At 71.4% G+C, this 15,390-nt stretch carries 12 protein-coding genes; 5 read left to right on the forward strand and 7 right to left on the reverse strand.

Features of this window, described 5'->3' with window-relative positions; genetic code table 11:
• Nucleotides 1–129: 129 nt before the first annotated feature.
• Both ACZ6KY_RS01060 and ACZ6KY_RS01065 read right to left on the reverse strand, forming a co-directional pair.
• A complete protein-coding gene (locus ACZ6KY_RS01060) occupies nt 130–816 on the reverse strand; it encodes a hypothetical protein (protein WP_469308184.1) in 687 nt (228 codons plus the stop codon).
• 125 nt (nt 817–941) lie between these two features.
• Nucleotides 942–2,270: a DUF2252 domain-containing protein gene (locus tag ACZ6KY_RS01065; RefSeq protein ID WP_469308185.1), complete on the reverse strand. Its 1,329-nt coding sequence runs from the start codon at nt 2,268–2,270 to the stop codon at nt 942–944.
• 266 nt (nt 2,271–2,536) lie between these two features.
• On the opposite strand from ACZ6KY_RS01065, the gene dnaE reads away from it, so the two are divergent.
• The gene (gene dnaE / locus ACZ6KY_RS01070; protein WP_469308186.1) at nt 2,537–6,076 is read left to right on the forward strand and encodes a DNA polymerase III subunit alpha; all 3,540 of its coding nucleotides are present in this window, start codon (nt 2,537–2,539) and stop codon (nt 6,074–6,076) included.
• Between the two features lie 116 nt (nt 6,077–6,192).
• Here dnaE and ACZ6KY_RS01075 read toward each other — a convergent pair whose 3' ends face one another.
• Nucleotides 6,193–6,372, reverse strand: coding sequence for a hypothetical protein (locus ACZ6KY_RS01075; RefSeq protein ID WP_261709820.1), 180 nt, complete (start codon nt 6,370–6,372; stop codon nt 6,193–6,195).
• A 224-nt stretch (nt 6,373–6,596) separates the two neighbouring features.
• Here ACZ6KY_RS01075 and ACZ6KY_RS01080 point away from each other — a divergent pair, with 224 nt between their 5' ends.
• The 4 genes from ACZ6KY_RS01080 to ACZ6KY_RS01095 all read left to right on the forward strand — a co-directional run bounded on the left by ACZ6KY_RS01080 (nt 6,597) and on the right by ACZ6KY_RS01095 (nt 10,584).
• Nucleotides 6,597–7,814: an NYN domain-containing protein gene (locus tag ACZ6KY_RS01080; protein ID WP_469308187.1), complete on the forward strand. Its 1,218-nt coding sequence runs from the start codon at nt 6,597–6,599 to the stop codon at nt 7,812–7,814.
• A gap of 149 nt (nt 7,815–7,963) precedes the next feature.
• The gene (locus tag ACZ6KY_RS01085; RefSeq protein ID WP_469308188.1) at nt 7,964–8,938 is read left to right on the forward strand and encodes an ABC transporter ATP-binding protein; all 975 of its coding nucleotides are present in this window, start codon (nt 7,964–7,966) and stop codon (nt 8,936–8,938) included.
• A gap of 88 nt (nt 8,939–9,026) precedes the next feature.
• Nucleotides 9,027–9,848, forward strand: a complete 822-nt coding sequence (locus ACZ6KY_RS01090; protein WP_469308189.1) for an ABC transporter permease — start codon at nt 9,027–9,029, stop codon at nt 9,846–9,848.
• A gap of 34 nt (nt 9,849–9,882) precedes the next feature.
• Complete coding sequence (locus ACZ6KY_RS01095; protein WP_469308190.1) at nt 9,883–10,584, forward strand: AAA family ATPase; 702 nt, start codon at nt 9,883–9,885, stop codon at nt 10,582–10,584.
• 472 nt (nt 10,585–11,056) lie between these two features.
• Here the strand turns inward: ACZ6KY_RS01095 and ybaK are convergent, their stop codons facing one another.
• From ybaK to ACZ6KY_RS01115, 4 genes are all read right to left on the reverse strand, one after another.
• Nucleotides 11,057–11,557: a Cys-tRNA(Pro) deacylase gene (ybaK, locus tag ACZ6KY_RS01100; RefSeq protein WP_469308191.1), complete on the reverse strand. Its 501-nt coding sequence runs from the start codon at nt 11,555–11,557 to the stop codon at nt 11,057–11,059.
• Between the two features lie 17 nt (nt 11,558–11,574).
• Nucleotides 11,575–12,315 (reverse strand): LON peptidase substrate-binding domain-containing protein, encoded by a 741-nt coding sequence (locus tag ACZ6KY_RS01105; RefSeq protein ID WP_469308192.1) that lies wholly within the window; start codon nt 12,313–12,315, stop codon nt 11,575–11,577.
• 11 nt (nt 12,316–12,326) lie between these two features.
• Nucleotides 12,327–13,367: a hypothetical protein gene (locus ACZ6KY_RS01110; protein WP_469308193.1), complete on the reverse strand. Its 1,041-nt coding sequence runs from the start codon at nt 13,365–13,367 to the stop codon at nt 12,327–12,329.
• Nucleotides 13,368–13,675: 308 nt separating this feature from the next.
• The gene (locus ACZ6KY_RS01115; protein ID WP_469308194.1) at nt 13,676–15,256 is read right to left on the reverse strand and encodes an oxidoreductase; all 1,581 of its coding nucleotides are present in this window, start codon (nt 15,254–15,256) and stop codon (nt 13,676–13,678) included.
• Between the last annotated feature and the right edge of the window lie 134 nt (nt 15,257–15,390).

Here is a 15,390-nt window from a genome sequence, read left to right on the forward strand (position 1 = left end):
GTAAGGGGGGCTGCTGGTGCTCAGGGCTGTACTCGGGAACGTTCGTTCAGACGCCGTCGCACGGAAGCGGTGGCGGGTGAACCGTGGCCCGGGGTGGTCGCTCGGAGGGCGTGGCTCAGGAGCCGTCGCTCAGACGAGAACGGCCGGGCGGGGCGGTCCGCGTCGTCCCAGGGAGTGCACGAACAGGCGGGTACGGGCCGCGGTCGACCGGCGCGCGGTGCGCGGCAGCGGACGGACCGGGGCGAGCCGCACGGTCACCGCGGCGACCGCGAGCAGCAGCGGCCGGAAGGTCGAGGCGGCCACCGCGCGCAGCAGCTGGTCCAGGGCGCGCTCGCCGCGGCGCAGCGAGGCGGCCGTGAGCAGGCCGACGGTGACATGGGCGCCGAGCAGCAGCCAGGCGGCCGCCGGGTCGGCGTGCGCGAGCAGGGCGGCGGCGCGGTCGGGGGCGCCCCCGGTCACCCGGGACAACGGGGTGCCCACGCTGCCGCCGCCGCACAGCACGTCGAAGCCGACCGAGCGCAGCGGGCCCGCGACCGGGCCGCCCACTCTGCCGTAACAGACGTGCTGGCCCGTGGTGAACACGGTGTCGGCGGCCAGTTCCAGCGGGACGAGCAGGGCGGCGATCCGGCCGAAGCCGCGCTCGCGGCCCGCCAGCGCGAAGGACAGGGTGAAGACGGCGGCGGTGATCGCGGCCACGGTGGTGAGCGGCAGGGGCACCTGGGACAGCAGCACGTGCGACGCGACGGAGAGCGTCACGACGACGGCCGTGAACACGGCCGCGCGTACGGCTCTGAGCTGGGTCCCGGATATGTCCATAGCGGAGGTGAGTCTCCCACGCGCTCCCGTAAGCACCCCCTAAAGGGTCCCTGTGCGTTACGGGAGCGTTGCGAGGCGGCCGGTCGCCTCGCGTCGGCGTGCGGCCCCGCGGCCGGCCGTGCGCCCTACAGTCCCGGGATCCGTCCGTTGCGGAACAGGTCCACGAAGATCTGGTGGTCGCCGCGCGCGCGGGTGCCGTAGCTGTGCGCGAAGTCCACCAGGAGGTCGGCGAAGCCGTCCTCGTCGGCCGCGATGGCCGCGTCGATGGCCCGCTCCGTGGAGAACGGCACCAGCTCCGAGTGGCCGCTCTCGTCGTCCGCCGCCGCGTGCATCGTGGCGGTGGACCGGCCGAGGTCCGCGACGACCGAGGCGATCTCCTCGGGGTCGTCGATGTCGCCCCAGTCCAGGTCCACCGCGTACGGCGAGACCTCGGCGACCAGCTGGCCCGAGCCGTCCAGCTCGGTCCAGCCGAGCCACGGGTCGGCGTGCGCCTGCAGGGCGCGCTGCGAGATCACCGTGCGGTGGCCCTCGTGCTGGAAGTAGCCGCGGATCGCGGAGTCCGTGATGTGCCGGGAGACGGCCGGGGTCTGGGCCTGCTTGATGTAGATCACCACATCGTTCTCCAGGGCGTCGCTGTTGCCCTCCAGGAGGATGTTGTACGACGGCAGCCCGGCCGAGCCGATGCCGATGCCCCGGCGGCCCACGACGTCCTTCACCCGGTACGAGTCCGGACGGGTCAGCGAGGACTCCGGGAGCGTCTCCAGATAGCCGTCGAAGGCCGCGAGGACCTTGTAGCGGGTGGCGGCGTCCAGCTCGATGGAACCGCCGCCCGGCGCGAAGCGGCGCTCGAAGTCGCGGATCTCGGTCATCGAGTCGAGCAGCCCGAAGCGGGTCAGCGAGCGGGCGTCGCGCAGCGCGTCCAGGAGCGGACCGTCGGCGGTGTCCAGCGTGAAGGGCGGCACCTCGTCGCTCTTGGCGCCGGTGGCCAGCGCGTGGATGCGCTCGCGGTAGGCGGCCGCGTACACCCGCACCAGCTCGGTGATCTGCTCGTCGCTGAGCGCCTTCGCGTAGCCGATCAGGGCCACGGAGGCGGCGAAGCGCTTGAGGTCCCAGGTGAAGGGGCCCACATAGGCTTCGTCGAAGTCGTTCACGTTGAAGATCAGACGGCCCTGGGCGTCCATGTACGTGCCGAAGTTCTCGGCGTGCAGGTCGCCGTGGATCCACACGCGCGAGGTGCGCTCGTCCAGGTACGGGCCGCCCCGCCGGTCCTGTTCGAGGTCGTGGTAGAAGAGCGCCGCGGTCCCGCGGTAGAACGCGAACGCGGAGGCCGCCATCTTGCGGAACTTCACACGGAACGCGGCCGGGTCGGCGGCCAGGAGCTCGCCGAAGGCGGTGTCGAAGACGGCGAGGATCTGCTCGCCGCGTTGCTCGGCGCTGAGCTGCGGGACCGACATCGCTGGGTGCCTCCTGGTGCAGGTGGTGCGTGACATGACGGGACGGACACGCCGCCCCTGGGGCAAAGCATCCGTCCACTTCCAACGGACGAAGATACGCGGGAGTGCCCGGGTTCCGGCGGCGAACGACCACCCGGATCCCGCGCCCCCGCATGAAGGTACGGATGATCCTCCGCCGAGTGTCAGTCCCGCGTCATAGACTTCGACGCTGACCCCCCAGACTGTCCGCAGCCTGTCACCAATGGTTCCTCCTGGAGGCCGAAACCGTGTCGAAGCCGCCGTTCACGCACCTGCACGTCCACACCCAGTACTCGCTGCTGGACGGTGCCGCGCGGCTCAAGGACATGTTCGACGCGTGCAACGAGATGGGCATGACCCATATCGCGATGAGCGACCACGGCAACCTCCACGGGGCCTATGACTTCTTCCACACGGCGAAGAAGGCGGGTGTCACCCCGATCATCGGCATCGAGGCGTACGTCGCCCCGGAGTCCCGGCGCAACAAGCGCAAGATCAAGTGGGGTCAGCCGCACCAGAAGCGCGACGACGTGTCCGGTTCGGGTGGTTACACGCACAAGACGATCTGGGCGTCGAACCGGACGGGCCTGCACAACCTCTTCAAGCTCTCCTCGGACGCCTACGCCGAGGGCTGGCTCCAGAAGTGGCCCCGGATGGACAAGGAGACGATCTCCCAGTGGTCGGAGGGGCTCATCGCCTCCACCGGCTGCCCCTCGGGCGAGCTCCAGACCAGGCTGCGCCTCGGCCAGTTCGACGAGGCCCTGAAGTCGGCCGCCGAGTACCAGGACATCTTCGGCAAGGACCGCTACTTCCTGGAGCTGATGGACCACGGCATCGAGATCGAGCGACGGGTCCGCGACGGGCTCCTGGAGATCGGCAAGAAGCTCGGCATCCCGCCCCTGGTGACGAACGACTCGCACTACACGTACGCGCACGAGGCGACCGCCCACGACGCCCTGCTGTGCATCCAGACCGGCAAGAACCTCTCCGACCCGGACCGCTTCCGCTTCGACGGCACCGGCTACTACCTGAAGTCGACCGACGAGATGTACGCCGTCGACTCCTCGGACGCCTGGCAGGAGGGCTGCGCCAACACCCTCCTGGTGGCCGAGCAGATCGACACCACCGGCATGTTCGAGGCGAAGAACCTCATGCCGAAGTTCGACATCCCGGACGGCTTCACCGAGGTCACCTGGTTCCAGGAGGAGGTGCGCCTCGGCATGGAGCGCCGCTTCCCCGGCGGCGTCCCCGACGACCGGCAGAAGCAGGCCGAGTACGAGATGGACGTCATCATCCAGATGGGGTTCCCGGGGTACTTCCTCGTCGTCGCCGACTTCATCATGTGGGCCAAGAAGCAGGGCATCGCGGTGGGCCCCGGCCGTGGTTCCGCGGCCGGCTCGATCGTCGCGTACGCCATGGGCATCACCGACCTCGACCCGATCCCGCACGGCCTGATCTTCGAGCGGTTCCTGAACCCCGAGCGTGTCTCCATGCCCGACGTCGACATCGACTTCGACGAGCGTCGGCGCGTCGAGGTGATCAGGTACGTGACCGAGAAGTACGGCGCCGACAAGGTCGCCATGATCGGCACGTACGGCAAGATCAAGGCGAAGAACGCCATCAAGGACTCCGCGCGCGTGCTGGGCTACCCGTACGCGATGGGAGACCGGCTCACCAAGGCGATGCCCGCCGACGTCCTCGGCAAGGGCATCGACCTGAACGGCATCACCGACCCCTCGCACCCCCGCTACAGCGAGGCCGGCGAGATCCGCGGGATGTACGAGAACGAGCCGGACGTGAAGAAGGTCATCGACACCGCCAAGGGCGTCGAGGGCCTGGTCCGGCAGATGGGCGTGCACGCCGCCGGCGTGATCATGTCCAGCGAGCCCATCGTCGACCACGCCCCCGTCTGGGTGCGGCACACCGACGGCGTGACCATCACCCAGTGGGACTACCCCCAGTGCGAGTCGCTGGGTCTGCTGAAGATGGACTTCCTCGGCCTGCGCAACCTCACGATCATGGACGACGCCATCAAGATGGTGAAGGCCAACAAGGGCGTCGACCTGGAGATGCTCGCCCTCCCGCTGGACGACCCCAAGACCTTCGAACTGCTCTGCCGCGGTGACACCCTCGGCGTCTTCCAGTTCGACGGCGGCCCGATGCGCTCGCTGCTCCGCCAGATGCAGCCCGACAACTTCGAGGACATCTCCGCCGTCTCGGCCCTGTACCGGCCGGGCCCGATGGGCATGAACTCGCACATCAACTACGCGGAGCGCAAGAACAAGCGCCAGGAGATCACCCCGATCCACCCGGAGCTGGAGAAGCCGCTCGAAGAGGTCCTGGCCGTCACCTACGGCCTGATCGTCTACCAGGAGCAGGTCCAGAAGGCCGCCCAGATCATCGCCGGGTACTCGCTCGGCGAGGCCGACATCCTGCGCCGCGTGATGGGCAAGAAGAAGCCCGACGAGCTGGCGAAGAACTTCGTCCTCTTCCAGGAGGGCGCCCGCAAGAACAACTACAGCGACGAGGCGATCCAGGGCCTGTGGGACGTGCTGGTCCCCTTCGCCGGCTACGCCTTCAACAAGGCCCACTCCGCCGCGTACGGACTGGTCTCGTACTGGACCGGCTACCTGAAGGCGAACTACCCGGCCGAGTACATGGCCGCGCTGCTCACCTCGGTCAAGGACGACAAGGACAAGTCGGCCGTCTACCTCAACGAGTGCCGGCGCATGGGCATCAAGGTGCTGCCGCCCAACGTGAACGAGTCCGAGCAGAACTTCGCCGCCCAGGGCGACGACGTGATCCTCTTCGGCCTGTCGGCCGTCCGCAACGTCGGCACGAACGTGGTGGAGTCGATCATCCGCAGCCGCAAGGCCAAGGGGAAGTACGCCTCCTTCCCCGACTACCTCGACAAGGTCGAGGCGGTCGCCTGCAACAAGCGCACCACGGAATCACTGATCAAGGCGGGCGCGTTCGACACGATGGGGCACACCCGCAAGGGCCTCACCGCGCAGTTCGAGCCGATGATCGACAACGTGGTGGCGGTCAAGCGCAAGGAGGCCGAGGGCCAGTTCGACCTCTTCGGCGGCATGGGCGACGAGGACACCAGCGAGCCCGGCTTCGGACTCGACGTGGAGTTCACCACCGACGAGTGGGACAAGGTCTATCTGCTCGCCCAGGAGCGGGAGATGCTCGGCCTGTACGTCTCCGACCACCCGCTCTTCGGCCTGGAGCACGTCCTGTCCGACAAGGCGGACGCGGGCATCTCCCAGCTGACCGGAGGCGAGCACGCGGACGGCGCGGTCGTGACCATCGGCGGCATCATCTCGGGCCTTCAGCGCAAGATGACCAAGCAGGGCAACGCCTGGGCGATCGCCACCGTGGAGGACCTCGCGGGCTCCATCGAGTGCATGTTCTTCCCGGCGACGTACCAGCTGGTGTCGACCCAGCTCGTCGAGGACGCGGTCGTCTTCGTCAAGGGGCGCCTCGACAAGCGCGAGGACGTGCCGCGGCTGGTCGCGATGGAACTCCAGGTCCCCGACCTGTCGAACGCGGGCACCAACGCGCCCGTGATCCTCACCATCCCGGCGCTGAAGGTGACTCCGCCCATGGTCAGCCGCCTCGGCGAGATCCTCAGCCACCACAAGGGCGAGAGCGAGGTCCGCATCAGGCTCCAGGGCCCGAGCAAGACCACGGTGCTGCGGCTCGACCGGCACCGGGTGAAGCCGGACCCGGCGCTCTTCGGCGACCTGAAGGTGCTGCTCGGCCCGTCCTGCCTGGCCGGCTGACGACCGCACGGCCGGGCGGAGGCCGTACGGCGAGATGTACACGCACCGAGGGGCGCATCCGGTACCGGATGCGCCCCTCGGTGCGTGCCTGGGCCTCAACAGCCCGCGCGGCGGCCTCAGTTGTGGCCGAAGCGCTTCTGATGCTTACGGGCAACATCAGCGGGGCTGCCCTGGGCCTGCGACATCGGCGACTGCTGTGCCTGCGCCGAAGACCGCTGTGCCTGCTCCTGCGCACGCTCGGCCTGCGAGGAGCGGTCCTGCTGGCCGCCCTGCTTGCGATTCTTGTTCTTGGCCATGGTGATCTGCCTCCTGAGGGGGATCTAGGGGCCAGGGCCGCGACCAGATTCACATAGGCTGGCAAGTGGCGCATTTCGTAGAATTACCGTGCGTAACAAGACCTGTCGGTAGGTGTTCCTCCGATCCGCCACGCCGAAGATCGAGTTCCGGCCGTTAACCTCCGCGCGGTCGGGCAGACTCCAAGGAAGCCCGAAGCAAACCTCCCGGAAAGAGGGTGGATCGCGTGGACCGCTGCATCGTCCTGGTGGACGCCGGGTATCTGCTGGGGGCCGCCGCCAGTCTCCTCGCCGGGGAGCCCTCGCGGTCCCGGATCACCGTCGACCACACCGCCCTCATCCAGGGCCTGCGCGAGCGCGCCGAGTCCGACACGGAGCGGCCCCTGCTGCGCATCTACTGGTTCGACGGCGCCCCCGACCGCGTACCGCAGCCCGAGCACCGCAGGCTGCGCGTGATGCCCCGCGTGACGGTGCGCCTGGGCGCGCTGACCCGCAGCGACGGGCGGTGGGCGCAGAAGGGCGTGGACGCCGCCATGCACGCCGAGCTGACCGAGCTGGCGCGCAACCGTGCCTGCTCCGACGTGGTCCTCGTGACCGGCGACGGGGATCTGCTGCCGGGCATGATGGCCGCCAAGGAGCACGGCGTCGCCGTACACCTGTGGGCCGTGCAGGCCGCGGACGGTGACTACAACCAGTCCGAGGACCTGGTGGCCGAGGCCGACGAGCGCCGGGTGCTCGACCGCGCCTGGATCACCAAGGCGGTCCGTGCCAAGGACTTCGGCGGGATCTGCGCCCCGCCGCCGGTGCCGCGTCCCGAGATCGCCGCCATCCTCTCCGCGCCGCTGCCCGAGTCGGCGCTCGCGGCGGCGGCCGAGCGCTCCGTCCAGGAGGCCGAACACCACCAGGCGGCCGAATCGCAGAACGGCGGCCAGGAGCGGGTGCCCGCCCCCAAGGGGGTCCCCACCCCCAAGGACCTGGCCGCACTCCGCGGACCGGGCACGCAGGCGGCCCAGCACCCCGTGAACGCGACACTGCGCTGGTCCTCGGACAAGGGCTGGGTCGACCGGCCCGGCGGCGCCACGGAGCCCCCCGAGGCCGCCGCGCTGCCCACGCTCGCCCAGCTCACCTCCGCGGAGCAACGCTGGGCGGACCGCGAGGAGGACATCACCACCGTCGGCGGTGACCCCTACGAGGTCGGCCAGGTCTTCGCGCGCCGCTGGATGGGGCGCCTCACCGACCCGAGCCATCTGCAGAAGCTGTCGGCGATGTACCCGAGGGTTCCGCACCGGGTGGACGGCGAGCTGCTGCGCTACGCGGCCCGCTTCGGCCTGCTCGCGCACAAGGACGACCAGATCGACGAGCACGACCGCTATGCGATCCGGGCCGGATTCTGGCGGGAGATCGATGTGCGCACCGCGACGGAGCACGCGCCCGTCGGAGAGTGATCCGAAGCCGTCGGCGAAGGCCCGCGGAGGCCTTCGCCCGGAGTCCGCCGCCGCCCCGATCGCGTAACAGGGCAGCGGACCACGTACTCTCGTCCTTCGTGAGTACGCGCACGGCACAGGCAGTCCGAATGGGACACAGGGGCGATGTCGTGTGCGCCGTGCGAGGTCTCACCAAGACCTATCCGGCGGTCCGCGGCCGTCGTGGCACCCCGGCGGCACCCGAGGTCAGGGCCACCGACGGGGTACGTCTGGACATCCGCCGGGGCGAGATCTTCGGGCTGCTCGGACCGAACGGCGCCGGCAAGTCCACCCTCGTACGCCAGCTCACCGGGCTGATGCGCCCCGACAGCGGCAGCGTCGAGATCCTCGGGCACGACATCGTGCGCCATCCCGAGCGGGCGGCCCGGATCCTCGCCTACCTCGGGCAGGAGTCCACCGCCCTGGACGAGCTGACCGTGTCCCTCGCCGCCGAGACGACCGGGCGGCTGCGCGGGCTCGACCTGCGCGCGGCCCGGGCCGAGCGGGACGCCGTCCTCGACGAACTGGGCCTCGCCCCGCTCGCCTCCCGCCCCCTGAAGAAACTCTCCGGCGGGCAGCGCAGGCTCGCCTGCTTCGCCGCCGCGCTCGTCGGGCGGCGCCCGCTGCTCGTCCTCGACGAACCCACCACCGGCATGGACCCCGTCGCCCGGCGCGCCGTCTGGGCCGCCGTCGACCGGCGCCGCGCGGAGCACGGCGCCACGGTCCTGCTCGTCACCCACAACGTCATCGAGGCCGAGACGGTCCTCGACCGGGTCGCCGTCCTCGACGAGGGCCGGGTCATCGCCTGCGACACCCCGGCCGGGCTCAAGGAACGGGTCGCGGGCGAGGTGCGGGTCGAACTCGTCTGGCGCGAGAGCGCCCCGCTGCACGTCCCCGAGGTCGCCGCGCTGCGGGACCGCGCCGTCGAGTCGGGCCGCCGCTGGACACTGCGGCTCGCGCCCGAGGAGGCCCGCGCGGCCGTGGCCACGGTCACCGGCGGGGCCGCCTTCGCCGCCCTCGACGACTTCACGCTGGCCACGCCGAGCCTGGAGGATGTGTACCTGGCGCTCGGGGGCCACGCGACCCAGGGACTGGTGAAGGCGTGAGCGTCCGGGATGTGGAATCCGTACGGGAGAGGGGCGTCGTACGTGTGGGGAACAGGACGGCTGCCGGAGTGAAGGGGAGCAGTTCGACGTGAGTGCCGTACCCGCTGGAGTCCTGCCGGGCAGCGCGCTGCCGCTGGCCGAGGACGCCGGTGCCGCCGCGGAGCTGGGGCCGCGTGCGCGGCTGTGGCCGTCGCTGGCCGCCGTGTACCGGGCGCAGCTCTCCCGGGCCCGCGTCGCGCGGATCCCGCTGCTGTTCGTGGCCACCTTCCAGTCCGTCGGCATCATGATCATGATGCGCGGGGTGGTGGACGATGGCGCCGAGGCGCGCGCCGTGGTGGCCGGGTCGACCGTCCTGGTCGTCGCCTTCGTCGCCCTCAACCTGCTCGCGCAGTACTTCGGGCAGCTGCGGGCGAGCGGCGGGCTCGACCACTACGCGACGCTGCCGGTGCCGCCGGCGGCCGTGGTGCTCGGCGCCGCGGGCGCGTACGCGTCCTTCACGGTGCCCGGCACCGCCGTCACCGCCGTCTTCGGGTGCCTGCTCTTCGGGCTGCCGCTGGCCCACCTGTGGGTGCTCGCCGCGGTCGTCCCGCTCGCGGGCGCCGCGCTGGCCGGGCTCGGGGCCGCGTTCGGGCTGCTCGCCCCGCGGCCCGAGCTCGCCACCCTGCTCGGCCAGCTGGGCATGTCCGCGGCCCTGCTGCTGGGCGTGCTCCCGGCCGACCGGATGCCGGCCCCGGTGCAGTACGCCCGCGATCTGCTGCCCTCGACCTATGGTGTCGAGGCGTTCGCGCGCACGTTCGGGGCGCATCCCGACTGGGCCGTCGTCCTCGGCGATCTGGCCGTCTGCGCGGGCGTCGGGGTGGCCTCGCTGGCCCTCGCGGCCTGGGCCTACCGCCGGGCGGCCGTCCGGTGACGCGGCCGACAGCGGGGCCTGGCACGATGGCAGGGTGACCGCTCCGCTGACTCCGCCTCCGCCGCCGCACGAACAGTCCCCGCAGGACCGGCAGCAACCGCACCCTGCCTGGCAGGCTCCGCACGCTCCCGGCCCCGCGGGTTACCCCGTGTATCCGGCCGCGTACGAGGCCTCCTACGGACAGGACGGGCCCGGGATGAAGACCGAACTGCGGGAGGCCGCCGTGATCACGATCGCGGTCGCGCTCGCGGGAGCTCTGCTCGGGGTGCTCTGGTCCTGGCTGACGCCTCATGTGCCACTGATCGCGGACGCCACCGCGGTGTACCTCAAGGACACCGAGGGGGAGCAGGCCATCGGTGTCGACGGAACCTTCACTCTCCTCGCGCTGGGCTTCGGAGCCCTGAGCGCTCTGGTCGTGTTCCTCGTACGACGGCGCGGCGGTGTGCCCCTGGTGATCGCGCTCGCCGTCGGAGGCCTGCTCGGATCGCTCCTCGCCTGGCGGATCGGGGTCTGGCTCGGACCCCCGCAGAACGTGGTCGCGCACGCCAAGGCCGTGGGCAAGGGCGTCACGTTCTCCGCTCCGCTGAAGCTCGGCGCCAAGGGCGCGCTGCTGGCGTGGCCCCTGAGCGCGATGGTGGTCCACCTCGGCCTCATGGCCCTGTTCGGCCCCCGGGATCCCGACCCGTACGACCAGAACCCCTACCCGGCCACGCCGCCGGGACCTCCCGCCGCTTAGCCGGGGCCGCTTGATCGGACGAGGCGGGACAGGGCCGGCCGGGCACCTCACGAGAGGCTGCCGGGCCGGCCCTTCGGTGTGGAACGAGGGTCAGGCCGGACGGCGGCCGTGGTTCGAGCGGCCCTTCTTGACGCGCCACTTGCGTTTCCGCGTTTTCTTCGACATGCCACTCGTGCTTAACCGAGGGCGGGACATCCGTCGAGGGCCCATACGCGCCACGGCGGACGCGGGCGTCGAGGAGTCCCCGAGCCCCGTCCGCCGGGACCGCGCGGGCGCCGGCCGGTTGCGCCCGCCCGACGGGGGCGGGCGTCGAGGGGTCCCGTGCGCCGGAACGGGTGCCGGCGTAGAGGGGGTACGCACGCCCGACCGACGCCGCCCACGTCGACGCCGGGCGGGGAGCCCGTCCGCCACCCGCAAGGGCGGCGAACCGGCATCGGGTCACGCACGTTCGGCGAGTGCCGGCGGCGAGGGGTTACGCGCGCCCCACGGGCGCGGACACCGCTTCTGTGAGCTTCGCGAGGTCGGTGGGGGAGAGTTCGACCTCCAGGCCGCGGCGGCCCGCCGAGACGCAGATCGTGGCGTGGCCGGAGGCCGAGGCGTCCAGCACGGTGCGCAGCTTCCTGCGCTGGCCGAGCGGCGAGATGCCCCCGCGGACGTACCCCGTCGTGCGCTCGGCGGCCGCCGGGTCGGCCATCGCCGCCCGTTTGCCGCCCACCGCCGTGGCGAGGGCCTTCAGGTCCAGGGAACCCGCCACCGGGACGACCGCGACCACGAGCGCGCCGTCCACGTCCGCCACCAGGGTCTTGAAGACCCTCTCCGGCGAGACGCCCATCGCCTCGGCCGCCTCGTCGCCGTAGGAGGGGTGGGACGGGTCGTGCTCATAGGCGTGGACGGTGTACGGGACGCCCGCCTCCGTCAGCGCCACCGTCGCCGGGGTGCCGCCGGACTGCTGCTTCTTCGCCTTCTTGGCCATCGACCTTCTCGCAAGCGTCAGTTCAGGCTCGTCGGGCCGCGCGTCAGGTCCGACGCGGGCAACGAGGGCAGATTACGGATGATGGCCGTCTCCGCGCGCAGCACCTTCAGCTCCTCGCGCAGTCGGGACGCCGTGTCGGAGGCCTGCAACAGCCGCTGTCTGGCCGGGACGTCCAGCATCACGGCGGCCGCGACGAGGTAGGAGACGACCGCCGGTTCGTCCGGCAGGTCCGCGCCGGTCGACAGCGAGCGCTCCCGCGCTCCGGCCAGCCGCTTCTGGTACTGGCGGAAGGCGCGCAGAACGCCCTCGGCGAGCGCCCCGGCCTCGTCCCCCGCGTCCTCGGGGAGTTCCTCCAGCTCGGCCGTCAGGAACGCCCCGGAGGCGTCCACGGACAGCAGCCGCACGCGAGTGGTGCCGGTCGCCAGCACCTCGAAGCTGCCGTCGGCCCGCTCGTGGACGGTCGCCGCGTCCGCGATGCAGCCCACCTCGTGGAAGGCCTTGAGCGGATCGTCGCCGAAGCCGGCGGCGGCCCCGCGCTCGGGCACGGCGGTCCCGTCCGGCATACCGGGCGCGCTGGGCGAGACCTCATGGCCGTCGCGGATGGCGACGACGGCGAATCGGCGGGGTTCGTCCTCGGGCGTCTTGAGCAGATCGCGCATCATGGCGCGATAACGCTCCTCGAACACGTTGAGAGGAAGCACGAGCCCGGGGAACAACACCGAGTTCAGGGGGAAGAGCGGGAGCCGGACGGTGGTCACGACGCGAAAGCCTAATGGTCGACGGAGGGGACGCGTCCGCCGTGCCCACTCCATGGATGCCGAACGGGCACGGGATCGCGCAGCGGAAGCCCCGAGGCGACCTCCAGACGGACACCGTCGCGCAGCTCCAGGAACCGGGCGAGCGGGTCCTCGGAGACCCGGTCCCAGGGGAACGAGGTCACGTACGGGCCGATGAGACGCAGCTGCTCCAGGGCGTCCTGCCAGCGCTCCAGCCGGACCAGGACGTACGTCAGCAGGTTGCGCACCTCGGCGGGCCACGGATCGGCGGCCGCGTAGGTCGCGGAGACCGAGATCGCGAAGTCGGCGGCGGCGTCCAGGCGCTCGCGCGGCACCTCGGGACCGCCGCCCTCGGTCAGATAGGCGAAGGCCGCGCGCACCGGCAGCGCCTGGACCAGGGAGCCAGGCAGCGCGTCCTGAGCGGCCGGCTCGGCGAAGTCGAAGCACTCGCTGTGCGAGCCGTACCAGGCGGCCGAGAGGTACTGGAGAGCGGCCACATGGCAGCCGTAGTGGTGCGGGGAGCGCCGGACGGCCTCCGTCCACAGCTGCTCGAACTCGGTGTGCCCGACGTTGGTGCCGCGGGCGTGGTCGAGCGCGATCCGCCACGGCACCGGGTCGCGCGGATCGCCCTCGGCGGCGGACATGATCAGCGGGCCGACCTCGCGCAGCAGTTCCACCCGTGCGGGCGACTCCCAGCCGCGCCGGACCGCCAGTTCGGCCCTGACGAGGAGGGCGTCCGGGTCGTGCGGATCGGCGGCCTGCCACTCCCTCAGCCATTCGTCGCGGGAGCGCGCGAAGGCGGCGAGACGCGTGGCGTACCGGTCGCGGTTCTCCCACTCGGCGGACTCGCGGGTGGTGGCCAGCAGCTCGGCCGCGGGCAGGTACTCGCCCCTGGCCGCCGCTATGAGCGCGGGGCCCAGCCGGTGGTCGGGGGCGTCGAGCAGCACCTCCTCGTCGGCCGGCAGTCCGGCGGCGAGGCGTGAGGTGTTCCGTGCCATCCGGGCCGTACGGAGGAGTGCGCGCAGCAGTGCCATGGTGTCGACCATTGAAAACCGCAGGTCGGAGCTGTGCCAGAGGTTTGCGGTGACGCTTTCGTAAATGCCGATTGGTTGTGCGGTATGCGGTCAAGGACGAGTAAAAGGGTCGTGTGCATCCGGTGTGCGACGACGGCGACTGTGCGAGGGGCCGGACGCGGGACGACTCGACGGTCCTGGCGACTCCCCGGCTGCGGCGCCGACGCCGCAGCCGGGGAGTCGCCCGCAACGACGCCCTTGCCCTGGCGTCCGGCGCCTCCGTGTCCCCGTGAAGGCGCTCTCGTACCGGCGTCCGCCGGGTCCCCGCGTCAGCCGCGGCGCAGCAGCCGGGTGGCCCCCGCGGCCACCGTCGTCGCCAGGATCCAGCCGAGGAGGACCACCGCCGCCGCCAGCCACTGCCAGCCGCCGCGCAGCTGCCAGAAGCTGACCTGGCCCAGGTCGATGACCGGCAGCAGCAGGTCCAGGGCGTAGAGCGAGGCGTTCCACGGGGGGTGCCCGTCGCCGTTGACCGACTGATGGCCGGCGTGCGCGAAGGCGACCGATGTCGTCGCCCACAGCACCGCCATCCACAGGGCCGCCCGGCCCGGCCGGTACCCGTAGGCGACCGTCCAGTCCTGCGCGTAGCCCCACAGCTTGGCGGCCAGCGGCAGGGTCTCGCGGCGGCGGCGCTGCTTTTCGAGCAGTACCTCGCGGGCGTCCTCGTCCTCACCGGAGTCGCGCAGCACGGCGGCGAGACGCTCGTACGGCTCCGGGGCGTACTCGGCGGTCGCCGCCGCCACCCACTCCAGCCGCCGGGTCAGCGGGAAGGCGCCCTGCGGAACCAGGTTCTCGTACGTGAAGCCGCCCATGTGCAGGCTGCCGGGTCCCGGCCAACTGGACGCCCGGTCGACCAGGTTGACGATCCGCGCGCCGGACAGCACGACCTTGCCGCGCTCGGGCCGCTCGCCGAGGAAGCGCAGCTCGGGCGTCTGGACCCGGAGCAGCGACAGCTCCTGGTCGTCGTCGAAGGTGAAGCGGGCCCGGTCGAAGTCGATCGCGTCACCGAACCGCCCGTCGTCCAGGCGGATGCCGCCCTGGCACTCGAACCGCTGCACCAGCGTGCCGCGCGCCGGAGTGGTGCCGCTGGTCATCAGCGGATTACCGAGGCCGGCGGGGGTCATGTACAGCGTGCGGTTGACGGTCAGCTGGGGGGCGTTGAGGGCGAGCCGGGTGTACGGGTTGTTCAGCCTGCTGCCGCGCAGGCTCAGCGACACGCCGACGGTGGCGCCGCGCAGACTCAGCTCGCCGTGCGACTCCAGCATCTCGGCCTGGAGATCCTGCCCGACGGTCATGCCGTCGCCGGTGATCGAACGCCCGCGCCGGTCCCGGTAGACCACGGCCTGGTTGAGCAGCAGATCCGTGCCGATGTGCGCGTCGGTCAGCCGTACCCCGTTGTGGAAGTGGCAGCGCGGCAGATGCAGATCGCCCTCGGTGTGCAGCCGGGCCGCCTCCAGACGCGGCACCGCGCAGTTCACCAGCCGCACGGTCGTGAACCGCGACTCCGGCAGCAGGACCTCCTTCTCGAACCGGCAGCCCTTCAGCTCCACGTACGGCACCACCGTGCCGCCCGCGAGGTCGAGCACATCGGTGATCCGTACGCCGGTCAGCTTCAGCGAGGCGACCCGGCCCTGGAGGGCGGGCGGCCCGTCGAGCAGCAGCCAGGCCACTATCCGGGCCCGGACACTGCGCTCGGGTCCCCAGGGATGGCCGCCGTGCGGATCGTCGACGGTCGTGTCCCCGCTGCGCAGGTCGTACACGCTGCCGTTGCGGAAGGCCTGCCACATCCCGGCCTCGGTGGCGGTCAGTTCGTCCGGCAGGTCCCCGGTGCGCAGGCCGGCACCCTCAGTCACGGCACGTCCCTTCCTCCCCAGCTACTCACGGGTTTCGTACCTTCGTGCAATGCCCGCTCAGTGACCGCCCGAACGCTACTGGTGACGAGGATCTTCCCGTGAACCGAAGGTGGCTTGTATCAGCCATTGATACG

This window comes from Streptomyces sp. NPDC042002 (assembly GCF_055588305.1).

Excerpts from the sequence above, each read along its gene's own strand:
- ACZ6KY_RS01060 (WP_469308184.1), bottom strand. The coding sequence starts at position 816 with ATGGACATATCCGGGACCCAGCTCAGAGCCGTACGCGCGGCCGTGTTC.
- ACZ6KY_RS01065 (WP_469308185.1), bottom strand. The coding sequence starts at position 2,270 with ATGTCGGTCCCGCAGCTCAGCGCCGAGCAACGCGGCGAGCAGATCCTC.
- ACZ6KY_RS01075 (WP_261709820.1), bottom strand. The coding sequence starts at position 6,372 with ATGGCCAAGAACAAGAATCGCAAGCAGGGCGGCCAGCAGGACCGCTCC.
- ybaK (WP_469308191.1), bottom strand. The coding sequence starts at position 11,557 with ATGGCCAAGAAGGCGAAGAAGCAGCAGTCCGGCGGCACCCCGGCGACG.
- ACZ6KY_RS01110 (WP_469308193.1), bottom strand. The coding sequence starts at position 13,367 with ATGGCACTGCTGCGCGCACTCCTCCGTACGGCCCGGATGGCACGGAAC.